This is a genomic window from Leifsonia sp. SIMBA_070 (genome assembly GCF_046534635.1).
Taxonomy (GTDB): Bacteria; Actinomycetota; Actinomycetes; order Actinomycetales; family Microbacteriaceae; genus Leifsonia.
Genome location: NZ_JAWRYK010000001.1, coordinates 2,823,309 through 2,838,740, shown reverse-complemented (window position 1 = coordinate 2,838,740; position 15,432 = coordinate 2,823,309). Strand labels below are relative to the sequence as shown.

15 protein-coding genes are annotated in these 15,432 nt (G+C 69.7%); 11 read left to right on the top strand and 4 right to left on the bottom strand.

The genetic code is table 11. The annotated features are described in order from the left end of the window. Nucleotides 1-53 precede the first annotated feature (53 nt). Genes SB754_RS13455 through SB754_RS13440 form a run of 4 tightly spaced genes read left to right on the top strand, consistent with a single transcriptional unit; the run spans nt 54 to nt 4,455 of the window. Entirely contained in the window at nt 54-1,427 is a 1,374-nt protein-coding gene (locus SB754_RS13455; protein WP_410782809.1) for an MFS transporter, read from the top strand. Beyond that, nucleotides 1,417-1,962, top strand: coding sequence for a gluconokinase (locus SB754_RS13450; RefSeq protein ID WP_410782808.1), 546 nt, complete (start codon nt 1,417-1,419; stop codon nt 1,960-1,962). Before SB754_RS13455 ends, SB754_RS13450 begins: the two co-directional genes overlap by 11 nt. Beyond that, on the top strand, nt 1,959-3,572 hold the full coding sequence (locus SB754_RS13445; protein ID WP_410782807.1) for a hypothetical protein: 1,614 nt from the start codon (nt 1,959-1,961) through the stop codon (nt 3,570-3,572). Before SB754_RS13450 ends, SB754_RS13445 begins: the two co-directional genes overlap by 4 nt. A gap of 49 nt (nt 3,573-3,621) precedes the next feature. Further along, a complete protein-coding gene (locus tag SB754_RS13440) occupies nt 3,622-4,455 on the top strand; it encodes an SDR family NAD(P)-dependent oxidoreductase (protein ID WP_410782806.1) in 834 nt (277 codons plus the stop codon). Between the two features lie 45 nt (nt 4,456-4,500). Here the strand turns inward: SB754_RS13440 and SB754_RS13435 are convergent, their stop codons facing one another. Then, on the bottom strand, nt 4,501-5,118 hold the full coding sequence (locus SB754_RS13435; protein WP_410782805.1) for a TetR family transcriptional regulator: 618 nt from the start codon (nt 5,116-5,118) through the stop codon (nt 4,501-4,503). A 166-nt stretch (nt 5,119-5,284) separates the two neighbouring features. On the opposite strand from SB754_RS13435, the gene SB754_RS13430 reads away from it, so the two are divergent. Genes SB754_RS13430 through SB754_RS13415 form a run of 4 tightly spaced genes read left to right on the top strand, consistent with a single transcriptional unit; the run spans nt 5,285 to nt 10,602 of the window. Next, the gene (locus SB754_RS13430; RefSeq protein WP_410782804.1) at nt 5,285-6,616 is read left to right on the top strand and encodes an extracellular solute-binding protein; all 1,332 of its coding nucleotides are present in this window, start codon (nt 5,285-5,287) and stop codon (nt 6,614-6,616) included. Then, nucleotides 6,616-7,554 (top strand): carbohydrate ABC transporter permease, encoded by a 939-nt coding sequence (locus SB754_RS13425; protein WP_410782803.1) that lies wholly within the window; start codon nt 6,616-6,618, stop codon nt 7,552-7,554. The genes SB754_RS13430 and SB754_RS13425 overlap by 1 nt, the downstream gene beginning before the upstream one ends. 18 nt (nt 7,555-7,572) lie before the next feature. After that, nucleotides 7,573-8,469 carry a carbohydrate ABC transporter permease gene (locus SB754_RS13420; protein WP_410782802.1) on the top strand — a complete coding sequence of 299 codons (897 nt, stop codon included), beginning with the start codon at nt 7,573-7,575 and terminating at the stop codon, nt 8,467-8,469. Nucleotides 8,470-8,490: 21 nt separating this feature from the next. Then, complete coding sequence (locus tag SB754_RS13415; protein WP_410782801.1) at nt 8,491-10,602, top strand: beta-galactosidase; 2,112 nt, start codon at nt 8,491-8,493, stop codon at nt 10,600-10,602. Here the strand turns inward: SB754_RS13415 and SB754_RS13410 are convergent. Further along, nucleotides 10,542-11,516, bottom strand: a complete 975-nt coding sequence (locus SB754_RS13410) for a zinc-binding dehydrogenase (RefSeq protein WP_410782800.1) — start codon at nt 11,514-11,516, stop codon at nt 10,542-10,544. The genes SB754_RS13415 and SB754_RS13410 overlap by 61 nt on opposite strands. 79 nt (nt 11,517-11,595) lie before the next feature. On the opposite strand from SB754_RS13410, the gene SB754_RS13405 reads away from it, so the two are divergent. Then, on the top strand, nt 11,596-12,174 hold the full coding sequence (locus SB754_RS13405) for a TetR/AcrR family transcriptional regulator (protein ID WP_410782799.1): 579 nt from the start codon (nt 11,596-11,598) through the stop codon (nt 12,172-12,174). A gap of 1 nt (nt 12,175) precedes the next feature. On the opposite strand, the gene SB754_RS13400 is transcribed toward SB754_RS13405, so the two are convergent. Beyond that, nucleotides 12,176-12,802, bottom strand: coding sequence for a TetR/AcrR family transcriptional regulator (locus tag SB754_RS13400; RefSeq protein WP_410782798.1), 627 nt, complete (start codon nt 12,800-12,802; stop codon nt 12,176-12,178). Nucleotides 12,803-12,887: 85 nt separating this feature from the next. Here SB754_RS13400 and SB754_RS13395 point away from each other — a divergent pair, with 85 nt between their 5' ends. Then, nucleotides 12,888-13,778 carry an NAD(P)H-binding protein gene (locus SB754_RS13395; protein WP_410782797.1) on the top strand — a complete coding sequence of 297 codons (891 nt, stop codon included), beginning with the start codon at nt 12,888-12,890 and terminating at the stop codon, nt 13,776-13,778. A 95-nt stretch (nt 13,779-13,873) separates the two neighbouring features. Here the strand turns inward: SB754_RS13395 and SB754_RS13390 are convergent, their stop codons facing one another. Continuing rightward, nucleotides 13,874-14,629 carry a class I SAM-dependent methyltransferase gene (locus tag SB754_RS13390; RefSeq protein ID WP_410782796.1) on the bottom strand — a complete coding sequence of 252 codons (756 nt, stop codon included), beginning with the start codon at nt 14,627-14,629 and terminating at the stop codon, nt 13,874-13,876. 208 nt (nt 14,630-14,837) lie between these two features. On the opposite strand from SB754_RS13390, the gene SB754_RS13385 reads away from it, so the two are divergent. Further along, nucleotides 14,838-15,425, top strand: a complete 588-nt coding sequence (locus SB754_RS13385) for a GNAT family N-acetyltransferase (RefSeq protein ID WP_410782795.1) — start codon at nt 14,838-14,840, stop codon at nt 15,423-15,425. The last annotated feature ends 7 nt before the right edge of the window (nt 15,426-15,432 follow it).

The window sequence follows — 15,432 nt, the reverse complement described above, 5'->3', positions numbered from 1 at the left end:
CCCCTTCCCCTTCCCCCAACCCCTTTCTGCGTTTGACGAAGGAGTCATTCCCGATGCGCAAGTACAACAACCTCGACACGAAGTCCTCGCGTGCCGTTACCGTGGAGGCCGCGACGGTCCTGCCGACCTCGGCCGGCCCCGCCGCCGGTCCCCAGAACCAGGACGTCAACGGCCCCGACCTGGTCGCCCCGCCGCTCCGCCGGGTGAGCGCCAGCTACCTGTTCTGGATCACGGTCGCGAACTTCGGCGCCAGCCTGGCGCTGATGGTGCCGCTCACCTACTCCCTCGCGGTGCGGGTCTCGCAGTTGGATCCCGGACACGAGGAGGTCCTGGGCTACATCACCGGGACAGCGCAGCTGGTGTACCTGGTGCTGAGCCCGCTGCTCGGCGTGTGGAGCGACCGGCTCCGCTCGCCGTTCGGGCGCCGGACGCCGTTCGTTGTCGGAGGCGCCCTCCTGGGCCTCCTGGCCGTCGTGTTCATCGCGCTGTCGCCGAACCTCCTGCTCATCGGGGCCGGCTGGGTCGTGGGTCTGCTGGGATGGGCGACCGCCGGCCAGGGCATCCAGACCCTGCTGGCCGACCGGGTGCCGGAGGAGCAGCGCGGACGCGCCTCCGCCCTCACCGGGGTGTCCACGCAGATCGCGCCGGTCATCGGCATCGGCGTCGCCTACGCGGTCGTGAAGTCGACCCTGCTGCTCTTCCTCGTGCCCGCCCTGGTCGGCCTGGTGCTCATCCTCGCGTTCGTCCTGATCAAGCGGGAGGGCAGTTCGCGCGACATCGTCCGCAACGACACCGTGAGCGCCAAGGCGCTGTTCGGCAGCTACGTCTTCAACCCGCGCAAGTACCCCGACTTCGGCTGGAACTGGCTGGGCCGGTTCATCTTCTTCATGGGTCTGTACTTCAACACCACCTTCGGCACCTTCTTCTACGCGCAGCGTCTCGGCATCCCGGTGGTGCAGGTCGCGGGCGTGGTCGCCGCGATCGGCATCATCGGCGTGCTGGCCGCGACCGGCGGTGCGATCCTCGGCGGCTTCCTCTCGGACAAGCTGGGACGCCGCAAGCTCTTCACCATGATCGGCGCGCTCCTGTTCGTCGCCGGGGCCTGTGTCGAGGCCTTCGCGCATTCGCTCGTCCCGCTCATCGTCGGCTCGGTGCTGATGCAGCTGGCGATCGCGGCGTTCAGCGTCGTGGACCAGGCGATCGTCTTCGCGGTGCTGCCCAGCCGCGCGGAGGCCGGACGCTACCTGGCCGTCGTCGCCTTCGCGCAGAAGATCCCGAGTGCCATCGCTCCGCTGATCGCCCCGGCTATCATCACGATCGGTGCGGTCGGCGCGGACAAGAACTACACGGTCCTCTACCTGATCGGCGCCGTGTTCGCCCTGATCGGCGGCCTGGTCATCTTCACCAAGGTGAAGAGTGTCCGCTGACGCATCTACGCACGGCGATCCCTCGGCCGTCGTCGTGATGGGCGTGTCCGGCTCAGGCAAGACGACGGTCGGACGGCTGCTCGCCGAACGCCTGGGGGTGCCCTTCCTGGATGCGGACGACCTCCATCCGCAGGCCAACCGGGACAAGATGGCCGGCGGGACCCCGCTGACCGACGACGACCGGTGGCCCTGGCTGGCCGCCGTCGGGGAGGCCGTCGCGGGCGAGCTCCGCGCGGGTCACGGTGTCGTCGTCGCCTGTTCGGCGCTGCGCCGCACGTACCGCGATGCGATCCGTCGCAACGCGGAGGGCCCCGTGACGTTCGCCCAACTCGATGGCTCCGCCGACCTGCTCAGGGAGCGGATCGGCGCGCGCAGCGACCACTTCATGCCCCCGGCGCTGCTCACCTCCCAATTGCAGACCCTGGAGACGCTCCATCCCGACGAGCAGGGTTCGGTGTTCTCCGTCCACGACGCCCCGGAGCTGATTGCGGCACGGATGCACGACTGGATCGCCCGAGAGGATGCGTTCGCATGACCGAGACAGCGGTGGACACCGACACGGAGACGCGTGACAGCCCGTTCGGCCGCGTCGAGCTCACCACCGTGCCGCTTCCGGACGGGGCCCGGGCGTCGAGCGCGACGTACCTGCCGTCCGGTGAGGTCTTCGTGCTCTTCCACTGCGCCGACGACCCCGAGGGCTGGTTCCGCATCGCGGTCGTCGGCGACGACGGCGCGCGCTTCCGGGAGATCTTCTCCGGGTCCATTCCGCAGAGCCCGACGGCGAACGGCATCCGGCACATGCCCTTCAGTGACAGCCGTCGAGTGCTTCTCGGCGACTACGTCCTGGAGGCCACTCCCGACCTCCGCACCGCAACGACGGTCGAACTCGTGCCGGTGGAGTATCCGTGGCGGCTGACCTCCGACCCGCTGACTTCTCACCACTGGTCGGAGATCATCGTGTCGCCGGACGACCGGCACATCGCCTGGACGATCCTGCGGACCGACATGTCCGCCATCGTCGCGCTCGGGCGTCTCGAGCGCGGCGCGGACCGGTACACGATCGAGGAGCCGGTCATCATCAGCAGCAGCGACCCCCTCGTCCCCGATCCGGAGCGCGACGGCTGGTTCACGATGCGGCCGATGCTCGGCGGCGAGGTCAAGCAGTTCGTGCGCGGCGGCTCCGCGATCTCCGCCGTCGGAGACGGGGGAGGCGCGCTCACGGACTCGGTCATCCAGAGCCTCACCGAGGAGCGCATCGAGCCGATCACGCGGACGCCGGGCTACGACGAGACGACCATCCTGTCGCCGGACGAACGACTCGGCATCGTCATGACGTCGCGGGCGTCCCGCGGCACCGATCCCCGGTTCCTGGGACTCCTCCCGCGTCCGCACGCGCAGCTCGTGACGATGGACCTGGCGTGGGTGCTGTACGTCTACGCCGTCGACGGTGTGCGGCGGTTCCGGCCCGGTAACATCGGCCCCGTCCTGATCGACGCCGAGCGATCGAAGGCGGAGCCGGGATACGAAGGGTTCCCGCTCAACAGCGCCGACGGGTCCTGGGTCTACGTCTCTCCGATGTCGTGGCATCCCGATGGCACGCGCGCGATGTGGATGGAGCAGCGTCGAGGCTCGGGCGAGCAGGGCCGTCCCGACCTCCGAATCCGCGTCGCCCGGCTGCCGGAGCACGCACCGGGGCCGACCGTGCCTGCCGTAGCTACGCCTCCCGTCCCGCCGTACGCGATCGGCGGCGAGGAGGCCCGCGAGCGGCTGCGGCGGCGGATCGACGTCGTACCGGCGGGGAGGATCGCGGGCGCGCACTCCGGCCACATCGAGTTCCAGCGCTCGTCGGACGGACAGGGGACCTGGTCCGCGACCTCCCGCTACGTGGGCTTCAGCGACGACGGGCGGAACGTCTACGACGGCGTCGAGCGATCGAGCGGGTCGATGGCGACCGGTGCGGTGTACGAGGCCGACGTCGTCCTCGTGGGCGACGTCAGCGGCGAGATGCACCTGCGAGCGACGTGGTCCGGCCTGAACGAGGGGACGCGGCTGCAGTTCGGCACCGCGGAGGACGGCAGGCCCCAGAGCTTCGGGTTCGCACGGTTCGGCGACACCGTCGCCCGGGTCGACGAGCTGGTCGAATAGGGCGCATCGGCGTCCGTCACGAGTCATTTCCTACGACATGGAGGTTGTCATGCCTTACCCGTTCCCCGACGTCTCGAACGCCACCATCGCCGAACTCGTCTCGTTGCGCGGTCGTCGCGCCGTCGTCACCGGAGGCGCCCAGGGCCTGGGTAAGGCGATCGCCGCACGGCTCGCCGAAGCGGGCGCCGATCTGCTGATCGTCGACCTGAACGAGGAGCCGGCGCGTGCGGCGGCCGCCGACCTCGCGGCCCGGTACGGCGTGACCGCGATCGGGACGCGCGCCGACGTCTCAGACACGGCCTCCGTCGTGGCGGCCGCCGATCTGGCGGTCAGCGAGCTCGGCGGCCTGGACATCTGGATCAACAACGCGGGGCTCTTCCCGAACGCGCCGGTGCTCGACATGCCGGACGAGCTGTGGGATCGCGTCTTCGCGGTCAACGCCAGAGGAGTGTTCCTGGGGTCCCGCGAAGCCGCGCGGCGCATGGCCGCCGACGGTTCGGGCGGCGTGATCGTCAACATCATCTCGACCGCCGGTTTCCAGGTGGCGTTCCCGGGGATGGCCGCCTACGTCGCCTCCAAGCACGCAGCGCGGGGACTGACGAAGTCGCTGGCCGTCGACCTCGCGCCGCTGGGGGTTCGCGTTCTCGGCGTCGCGCCGAGCTTCGTCCCGACCGAGGGCAACCTCGCGGCCGCTCAGGCCGCGGCCGAGCAGGCGGCGGCCGCCGGTGTGGAGATCCCGCCGCTCGACGTGATGACCCAGAGCCGGATCGGCCGGCTCGGGACGCCCGACGACATCGCCCGCGTGGTGCTCTTCGCCGCTAGCGACCTCTCGGTCGTCATGACCGGCAGCACCCTGCTGGCGGACGCGGGGGAGACGCTGTAGCGGCCGCCCGGCGCGGGCTCGGCGGTCCCGGCCGGCGGGCCCGGCTCAGCCGGCGCGCTCGATCTCCCGCATCGAGACGCCCAGGATGCGCTCGATGAGCGAGGCGAGCTCCGTGGCGATGTCGAAGTCCTGCTCGGCGAGCCACTGCAGCTGGAGGCCCTCCCACGCCGTGTGGATCCAGCGGGAGGCGCGGAACGGGTCGATCGCGGCGTCGACGACCCCGGCCTCCTGGAGGCGGCGGATGCTCTCGACCATGCGCTCGTCACCCGCGCGCCAGCGCTGCTTGAAGTACTCGTGCGCCGGGTGCGCCGGGTCGCTCGACTCGCCGAACATGGCGGTGTGGAGGCGGACCACGTTGATCCGCCGCAGGCTCTCGGCCGCGCGGGCCGGCGCCCTCCGAACCGACTCGCCGAGCGGCATCGTCTCCCACTCGTACTCGTCCGAGAGGCGCAGGGCGGCCAGCAGGAGGTCGTCCTTGGTCGGGTAGTGGTACAGCACGCCGGGCTCGCTGAGGCCCGCGCGCTGGGCGACATCGGCCGTGATGAGGGATCTGTGCCCCTTCTCGAGCACGATCTCGAGGGCGGCCTCGGCGATCGCCCGGCGGCGCTCCGCCGTCTTGGCATAGCTGCCGCGGGGGCCGCGGACCGTGGCAGTTTTCACCATGGCCACACGATAGCTCACATTTCTCAAAACTATTGCCCATTAAGAATTGACACGAGCGCCGTCGGCTGGTTAGCATCCAGGGTGCGAACTCTATAAGAGACTCAGAGTTAGCGCATCCATTCCAACGACCGAGGCGACGCCCCGGTGTCTTTCAAAGGTGAGGACAATGCATCCACGCACAGTGAATCGATACAAGCGGCGTCGGCGTTCCGCGCTGGCTCTGGGGGCGGCCGTCGCGGCGACCGCGCTGCTGCTGACCGGCTGCAGCAGCGCCGGGTCGGCGACGACCGCGAGCGCGACGGCGACCGCCGAGAAGGACGTCCACCTGACCTTCCTGAACCAGTCCCGCGGGCAGGAGGCGGTGCTGAACGAGCTCGCGAAGAAGTACGGCGAGAAGACCGGAGTGACGGTCACCATCGACACCCCCGGGCCGGTCGACTACCTGCCGAAGCTGCAGGCGGACGCGCAGGCGAAGCAGATGCCGGACATCTACTCGTCCTTCAATCCGGTGTCCATGGCGCCGTTCTACAAGGCAGGCTGGGCGCTCGACCTGACCAAGGACCTCAAGGGCGACTGGAGCAAGAACTTCACCCCCGAAGTGATCAAGCTCGCCACGTTCGCGAAGGGGAACAACCTCGGAGTGAAGCCGGGCATCTACACGGTGCACTGGGAGAACCAGGCGTACGGCCTCATCTCCGACTCGGCGAACTCCGGGATCGAGGCATCGACGCCGCCGAAGACGGTCTCCGACCTCATCAAGCAGCTGGCGGCCAGCAACAAGAACCCCAACGGCGGCTTCTCGGTCGCCGCATCCCTCACGCCCCAGTTCGTTCAGTACCTGGCCTCGAACTGGCTGACGGACAAGCAGATCAACGACACCTTCGCCGGCGACTACAAGTGGACGTCCGACGGATGGGCCAAGGCGTTCCAGGTGATCGCCGACCTCAAGAAGGCGGGCGCCATCCAGGGCGGTTCCATCCCGGGCGGTTCGACGGACAACCCCACCGTGGAGACCAACTTCTTCACGAAGCACAGCGTCGGAACGATCTTCGACGCATCGCCGGGCGTCTCCGTGGCCCACAAGACAGCTCCGGACTACACCTCGTTCTTCTCGCTGTCGCTGCCGAAGGCGTCCGACGCCAAGTACAGCCCCCGCTCCCCGGGCGTTCCCGGAAAGGGCGCAGTCATCAACCCCCGCGGTGAGCACGTGCAGGCGTCGCTCGACTTCGTGAAGTGGCTCACCGACCCGGCACAGCAGGCGGTGTTCGCCAAGGAGGCGTACATCATCCCGACCAGCCCGTCGCTACTGAGCGGTTCGAAGCTGCCGGACACGCTCACCGGTTTCGCGGCGGCCGCCAAGAACCAGCAGGTGATCCCGAACACCTTCAGTGCCCAGGTCACGGATGCGATCAACCGCGACGTGCAGAGCCTCGTGCTCGGGCAGATGACGGTCAAGGATCTTCTCGCGGACGTCCAGAGCGCACAGGACGCCAGCTAGTGACCACCGCTCTCAGCACCACCCCTGCGCGGCGCTCCATCGGAGCGCCGCGCAGGCGGCGCCGCATCGGCCGGAAGTCGCTCACCGGCTACCTCTTCCTGCTTCCCGCGGTCGCGCTGATCGCGGTGTTCACCCTTGCGCCGTTCGTGGAGTCGATCCTGCTCAGCTTCCAGACCTGGGACGGCGTCAGCCCGGACACTCCGTGGGTCGGAGCGCTCAACTACCAGGCCGCCTTCAAGAACGTCGCATTCTGGGCGTCGATGAAGAACGTCGTCATCTTCGGCGTCGTCGGCTTCGTCGTCGGCAACGGCGTCGCCATCGTCATGGCCCTGGCGGTCAACGCCATCCGCAAGGGACGGACCTTCTTCCGCACCGTCTACTACCTGCCGAGCGTGCTGTCGGTCGTCGTCGTCGGCATGGTCTTCTCGGCAATGCTCGACCCCCGTTCCGGTGTCGTGAACAAGATCCTCGGCTGGGTCGGGCTGCCCTTCCTGCAGCACAACTGGCTGAACGACCCGAACGTCGCGCTGTTCGCCGTCATCGCCGTCTTCCTCTGGCTGCACTGGGGCTTCGGCTTCATCCTGTTCCTCGCGGGCCTGCAGGACATCCCGAAGTACCTCTACGAGGCGGCTGAACTGGATGGCGCTCGCGGCTGGGCCAAGTTCCGGTACATCACCTGGCCGCAGCTCGCCCCGGTCACCACCGTCGTCAGCCTGCTCACGCTGCTGGCCGCCCTCCAGATCTTCGGGACGGTGCAGGTGCTGACCAACGGCGGTCCCGGCTACACGACCATGGTGCCGACGCTGCAGATCTTCACGCAGGCGTTCACGTACAACAACTACGGCCAGGCCGCCGCCATGTCCGTCATCTTCGGCGGCGCCCTCATCCTCTTGTCGCTGGTGCAGCTGGGATTCTCCCGCCGGCGCGCGAACGGCTGAACCGAAGGAACGACCACCATGACCACCACCACGAACGCGCCCGAGTACGTCGCACTGCGCGACAGTGCGCCGCCCGCCGAGCGCACCCGGCGGCGCCCGCTTCGCCCCGGACGGGTCGCCCTCTACGCGCTGCTGGTCGCCGGAGCGCTCAGCGCGATCTTCCCGATCCTGTGGATGATCTCCGGCTCGATGCAAAGCCTGCCGGAACTCCTGAAGGGCGACTCGCTGCTGCCCGCCGTCCCGCAATGGCAGAACTTCGCGACAGCGTGGGTGAAGGGTGACCTGGCCGTCTATCTGACGAACAGCGTCGTATATACGCTCTGCGCTGTCGCCGGCATTCTGCTGGTGTCGAGCCTCGCCGGGTACGCGCTCGCGCGCATCCAGTTCCGCGGAAAGGCGATCTTCACGGCGCTCATCCTGGCCGTGATGATCATCCCCGCGCCCGCGATGTTCCTCGCGCAGTACAAGGTGCTGCTCGCTCTGGACCTCGCCAACACGCGCCAGGGCTACATCCTGATCCTGATCACCTCGGGCATCCCGATCTCGACCCTCATCATGAGGAGTTTCTTCGCCTCGCAGCCGGTCGACCTCGAGGAGGCCGCGTCGCTCGACGGCGCCTCGGCCCTCCGCACCTTCTTCAGCATCATGCTGCCCCTGGCCAAACCCGGTCTCGCCGCCGTCGCGGTCATCCAGGCGTTCGCGGTGTGGAACGAGTACCTGATGGCGCTCGTCATCTTCAACGACACGTCGTTGATGCCCGTGCAGCGTGGACTGACCAGCTTCGTCTCGGCGGAGACGCCGCAGCCGCAGATCCTGCTGGCCGCCACCCTGATCTCGATCGTGCCCGTGCTCGTCTTCTATCTGTTCGCGCAGCGCCAGATCGTCGACGGGATCAGCGCCGGCGCGATCAAATAGCCGAAAGGAACACTCCACGCAATGAACTCCCCCTTCGCACAGTCCCCCTGGTTCGGCGGCGACTACAACCCCGAACAGTGGCCGGAGGCCGTGTGGGAGGAGGATGTGGACCTGATGCGCCGGGCCGGCGTGAACCTGGTCACCGTCGGCGTCTTCGCGTGGTCGCTGCTCGAGCCCGAGGAGGGCCGCTACGAGTTCGGCTGGCTCGACGACGTGCTCGACCTGCTGCACGCCAACGGGCTGAAGGTCGACCTCGCGACCGCGACGGCGTCGCCTCCTCCGTGGTTCTCGCACGCCTACCCGGAGTCGCTGCCCCTCACCATCGACGGGGTCCGGCTCTCGCCGGGGTCGCGACAGGAGTACTGCCCGAGCTCTCCGCAGTACCGCCGCAGCGCCGGGAGGCTGGTTCGGGCTCTCGCGGAACGCTACGGCGACCACCCGGCCGTCGTGCTCTGGCACATCAACAACGAGTACGGCTGCCACGTCTCGCGCTGCTACTGCGACGAGTCCGCGGCCGCCTTCCGGCGCTGGCTGGAGGCCAAGTACGGCAGCATCGCCGCCCTCAACGAGGCCTGGGGGACCGCCTTCTGGTCGCAGCGGTTCTCCTCCTTCGCCGAGATCCTGCCGCCGCGAACGACACCCGCCTACGCCAACCCCACCCAGGCGCTCGACTTCGACCGCTTCAGCTCGGACGAACTGCTCGCCTGCTACCTGAGCGAGAAGGCGATCCTGCGCGAGGTCACCCCCGGCCTCCCGGTCACCACCAACTTCATGGGCGTGTTCCGCGGCGTCGACTACTGGTCGTGGGCTCCGCATGTGGACGTCGTCTCCGACGACCTGTACCCCGACCCGGCCGACCCCGCCGGCCCGCGCGCGGCGGCGATGGCCCGCGATCTCATGCGGTCGCTCGGCCGCGGGCGTCCGTGGATCCTGATGGAGCAGGCGGCAGGGGCGGTGAACACACGGCCATCGAATGCGCCGAAGGCGGCAGGGCAGATGCGCGCGCTGTCGTACCAGGCGCTGGCGCGTGGCGCGGACGGCATCCTGTTCTTCCAGTGGCGCCAGTCGGCGGCAGGCGCCGAGAAGTTCCACTCCGCGATGCTGCCGCACGCCGGAACCGAGACGCGCGTCTGGCGGGAGGTCGAGCGCCTCGGGAGCGAGCTCGGCGGCCTCGGCGCGGTGATGGGAACCGCGACGCGGGCGCAGGCCGCACTCGTCTTCGACTGGGACAGCTGGTGGGCGATCGAGCAGCGCGGCCTCCCAGCGGCCACCTCGTACCTGGCTCTCGTCTCCCGCTGGCACGCCGCGCTGACGGAGGCCGGACTGACCGTCGACCTCGTGCAGGCCGACGCCGGCCTGACGGCGTACCCGATCGTCGTGGTGCCGAGCCTGTTCGTGATGACCGACGCGCAGGCGGAGGCGATCGATGCCGCGGCCCGGGCGGGGTCAAGCGTGCTGGTCACCGACCAGACCGGGATCGTCGACGAGAACCTGCGCGCGCGGCTCGGCGGCTACCTCGGCGAGCTGCAGTCCACCCTCGGCGTGTGGATCGAGGAGTTCTGGCCGCTCGCCGGTGCGTGGGCACGGCCCGGCGCCATCCCGGTCGCCGAGGAGGCCACCATCGCGCCGACGGTCGGTGTGGCGGGCGCAGTCTTCGTGGACGGACGCGCGACCGCGGCCGAGTGGACGGAGGCCGTGCACGTCCGCGAGGCCGAGGTGCAGGCGGTCTTCGTGGGTGGTGCGCTGGACGGCTGGCCGGCACTCACCCGCAACACCCGGGGTGCGGGTGCGGCCTGGTACCTCGCGACCCGGCCCGACGCGGACGGCCGCGCGGCGCTCGTCCGTCGGCTCATCACCGAGAGCGGCGTGCGGGTCGAGCGGCCCGTCCTGGAGCCGGGATGCGGCTTCGTGGAGTCCGTCCGGCGCGGCGACCTGCTGTTCGTCATCAACCACGGCGCCGCGCCGGTCTCGCTCGCCGTCGAGGGCACCGACCTCCTCAGCGGAGATGCCTCGCTCGGGATGCTGCTGCCGCAGCACGGCGTGGCGGTCATCGCCGCGGCGAACGTCGACGTTCAGCTGTCGCCTGGCACCAGCACGATCCTCCCGAAGACCGTTCCATCGTCCATCCGCTGATGCGCCTCCGCCGCCTGGTCGAGAGTCAGCACAGCGTCGACCACGGGGGAGATCCCGCCCTGAGCGGCCGACGCGAACAGCTCCGCCCTGACCCGGTTCCTCTCGGCGACCGGAACCGTGGCGAGGCTGAACGTCGCGAACGACCGCGACTGCTGGAAGGAGCGCAACAGCGACATGCCGAAGTCGGCCGGCGGGTAGCCCGCCACCACCCCGACGAGGACGAGCCGGCCGTTCGGCGCCAGCCGGTCGAGAAAGGCGGGCAGCGCGGCGCCGCCCACGATGTCGATGATCACGTCATACGCATCGGGCGCGTCCGCGTCCGCCTCCGCGTCGCCTGCCCGGTCCAGCACGTGCGTGGCGCCGAGCGCCCGGAGCCGGTGACCTCGTTCGACGGACGACGTCGTGACGGCGACCGCGCTCGCACCGGCCCGAGCAGCCAGCTCGACCGCGGCGAGGCCGATACTGCCCGCCGCGCCGCGCACCAGCACCGATTCGCCCGCCGAGAACCGGGCGTGGTCCAGTGCGAAGTGCGCCACCGTCGCCGCGCTGCCGAGAGTCACCGCATCCACGGAGGACAGCCCGTCCGGGAGGGCGGTCACGTCGTCCTGCTCGGCGACCGCGAACTCGGCGTACCCGCCCGACACTCCGGTGAAGGCCCACACTCGCCTCCCGATCCACGAGGGCTCGATGTCGGACCCGACCTGGACCACGGTACCGGCGACCTCGCTGCCGGGAATCATCCCCGGTTGCGAGACCGAGCCGATGGTTCCGCGCCGGATGACCGCATCCACTCCGCCGACCCCGATCGCCTCGGTCCGGATGAGCAGCTGCCCTGATCCGGGCGTCGGCGCCTCCCGCTCCACGGCACGCATCCCGCTCGGATCCCCGAATTCCTCGATCGCCACTGCCCGCACGATTCCTCCTTCTGTTGCTCGTCGGTGTACCTTCGGAACGGTAGTGGACGCCTGCGTCCGTTTGCGGGAAGTGGGAGAGATGACGACCGAACTGACTCGGCTCCGGGTGGATGCGCAGGAGAACCGCGACCGCATCCTCGCCGCTGCGGCCGAGCTGTTCTCGGAGCGCGGCCTGGACATCGGGATGCGCGATATCGCGCGGCGCGCAGAGGTCGGCCCTGCGACGCTCTACCGCCGTTTCCCGACCCGGCAGGCGCTGATCGACGAGGCGTTCTCGGTCGAGCTCCAGGCGTGCCGGCAGATCGTCGTGGACGCCTGTGCGGACCCCGATGCCTGGCGCGGCTTCACCGGGGCGGTACGGAGGCTTCTCGCCATGAATGTCCGGAACCGCGGATTCGTCGACGCGCTGGTCTCCACCACTCCGACCGAGGTCTTCGTGCGGCACCGCCGCGAACTGCTCGGCCTGCTGGGCGGGCTCGCTCGGCGCGCCCAGAACGAGGGGATGCTGCGCGCCGACTTCACGATCGGCGACCTGGTGCTGGTCCTCTCCGCGGGCCGCAGCCTCAGTGCGCGGAGCCGCGACGGGCTGGCGGCCGCGGCCGACCGCTTCGCCGACCTCGCGATCGACGCCTTCCGCGCGCGCTCCGGCGCAGCGTGAGCTAACTGCTTGGCGTCGCGCTCGTTGGCGTCGCGCTCGTTGGCGTCGCGCTCGACGGCGTCGCGCTGGTCGCGGTCCCACGGATGCCGTCGAGCTGCAGCTCGATGTGCCGCCGCCAATCGTCGACGGCCGCCATGTTGGCCATCGCACCGCGCGTGATGAGGATGAAGTCGTCCGCGCCGAAGTCCGGCCGGAGCAGAGACGCCTCGACGGCCCGCGCCACGATCCGCCCGACGATGGTGCGGAAGGCGTCCTTCTGCGGCCCGATGGCCTCCCATCGCGGCTCCTCCGGTCCGAGCAGCGCGCGGCGGAAGGCGGCATCCCCGTGCACGGATTCGAGGTATCCGTAGAGCAGCGTCTCGAACGCCTCCGCCGGGTCCTTCCGCTGCTCGGCCTCCCGCGCCAGCTCCGTCGCCGCCTCGAACCGGTGCGCGACGATCGCCGTGATCAGCGCCTGCTTGTCGGCGAAGTTCCGGTAGACCGTCCCGACCCCGAGTCCGGCGTGCGCGGCGATCTCCTCGATCTGGGCGCTCTCGCCGCGCTCGCCGAAGAGCTCGGCGGCGGAGGCGAGGATCGCCTCCCGGTTGCGGCGGGCGTCCGCGCGCAGCGGTCGGCTCGGTGCGCTCATGGCGCCCCAGTGTAGTTGACCGTCCATCGGGTTCGTGTATTATCTGGAAGCGGAATTCCGATTCCGGTTACCGAAAGGATGCATCATGATCGTCGTCACAACCCCCACCGGTCAGATCGGCAGCGCACTGGTTCCTGCCCTCCTCGATCGGGGCCAGCGCGTCCGCGTCATCGTCCGCGACCCCTCCCGGCTGGATCAGGAGGTGCGCGAGAAGGTGGAGGTCGTGGTCGGCAGCCACGGCGACCCGGCCGTTCTCGACGAAGCTTTCGCCGGCGCCGAGGGACTGTTCTGGCTGATCCCGCCGGACCGGTCGGCGCCGAGCGCACTGGAGCACTACCTCGCGTTCGCGCGTGCAGCAGCGGACGCGATCCGCCGCCAGCGCGTCGGGCACATCGTCGGAGTCACGAGCGCGGGGCACGGCTGGAGCGAGCCGGCCGGGGTGCTCTCCGCCGCGTTCGCGATGGATGAGGTGCTCGCTGCGACCGGCGCCGCCTACCGGGCGCTGTCGCTGCCGTTCTACCTGGAGAACCTTCTGGGCCAGCTCGATCCGATCGTGCGTCAGGGCGCATTCTCGCTCGCGTCTCCCGCCGACCAGCCGTTCCCGGCGATCGCGGTCGCCGATATCGCACAGGCAGCAGCCGACCTCCTGACCGACCTCGACTGGGAGGGTCAGCAGAACGTTCCCCTGTTCGGCCCCGACCGCCTGACGCCGGACCAGATGGCAGACGTGATGAGCCGGGAACTGGGGAAGCCGATCGCCTTCGCGCCGATGACGATCGAAGCGCTCGCCGCGGGCATCAGAAGCCGTGGCGCAAGCGAGCGCGCGGTGAGCGACACGACGGAGATGTTCGCGGCGCAGGCGTCCGGCATCTACGACGCCGACTGGGCCGTGGCCGAGACGGGCGCAACCGACTTCGCCACCTGGTGCCGCACGGTGCTCAAGCCCCGGATGGAAGCGACGTCCGTCAGGAGTTGAGGGGGTCCGTTGGCCGCAAGGCGGCCTCGATGAGCGGCGCTACAACTCCAGGGTGAGCTCCCCGACCTGCGTCGACGCTTCGGCGCGCCGCGGCGCTACACCGCCTCCAGCACGAACAGCAGGAAGGCCAGGAACCGCCCACTCGGCCGGCCGGCGAACTCCTCGGGGAACCGCTCGTAGGCGGCGGGGGAGGGCGCCGGCTCGCTGATCGCCGTGATCCGGAAGCCGGCGGCGGCGAACGCGTCCGTCATCGCGTAGAGCGGCCGATCCCAGAACGTCAGGTCCACGCTGCCATCGCCCAGAGCCCAGGTCTCCGTTCGCGGCCGTACGCCGAAGTACTCCGACGTGCCGCCCGAGAGGCGATCGCCGAGGAAGGTGGCGGCCGGGTGCTCCTCGGACACGATCAGTCGGCCGCCGGGCCTCAGTACCCGGCGGAATTCGGTCAGCGTCGGCGCCCAATCCTTCAGATAGTGCAGCACCTGCGACGCGATCACATCGTCGAAGCTGCCGTTCGCGAAGGGGAGCGGCTCGGCGAGGTCGGCGACCAGCAACTCGGTCCCGGCGCCGAGGCGCTGCCTGGCCTGCTCCAGCATCCCGGAGCTGCCGTCGATGCCGGTGACGAGCGCTCCGCGTTCGCGCAGGTCGGAGAGGATCGGACCCGACCCGCATCCGGCGTCGAGGATGCGGCGGCCGGTCACCTCCCCGGCGAGCTCCACAATGGCCGGGCGGTTGTAGTACTCGTTCAGGAGGCTGGACTCGTTGAGCGCCGCGTACCCCTCCGCGATCTCGTCGTACGCCGCGCTTCCCGCGCGGTCGCCATCGGTCGCGCGCTTCGTGCCGGGCTCAGTCATGCGCCTCATCCTGTCACGGCTCCACCTCCCGTCTGCGAGGTGGCAGATGCGATCCACACCGGCGTCACAGGGTCCGTGCAGGGTGAGCATAGCCACCGGCTGGAGCTCGCCGATCTTTCGTGAACATGCTGAAGTCCTTCAGCAGGGAGGTTCACGCATGGATGTGATTTCCGGGCCACGGTCCGATCAGGGTCATTTGGAGTCGCCCGTGGGCGCTGCCGTCCTGCGGACTCCGCGGCTCGTGCTCCGGCCTCATCGGCTGAGCGACGCGGCGGCCTGGCTGTGCATCGAGCAGGATCCCGGTGTTCGGGACGGCCTGCACGGGCCCGTACGCGATGAACCGCAGATACTGGAGCACCTGCGTGCCCGGACCCGGTGCACCCGGCTCTGGCAGGTCGATGACTTCCTCGCCCTGGCCGTCGAGCACGATGGCGTCCTGATCGGCGACGTGTCGATGCACCTGCGGGATGCGGCCCCCGGCTCGCGCACGGTCGAGGTGGGCTGGCTGCAGAAGGCGCAGCACGGCGGGCACGGTTATGCGACGGAGGCGGCCCGGGCGTTGCTGGGTTTCGCTTTCCACGCGGTGGAGGCGCGCTGGGTCAGCGCCGTCATCGATGCGGACAACGAGCGATCGATTGCCGTCGCCCGCCGGCTCGGGTTCGCGCGCGTTGCGCAAACCGGGCGCAAGGTGACCTTCCTGACGGATGCCGCTCCGTTCGACGCCGTCGGTCCAGTGGAGGCGGCGCCGTCGGCCGAGTGCATCAGCTGCGAGCTCGACCTCTGCGCGCCGAACTGAGCGTCGA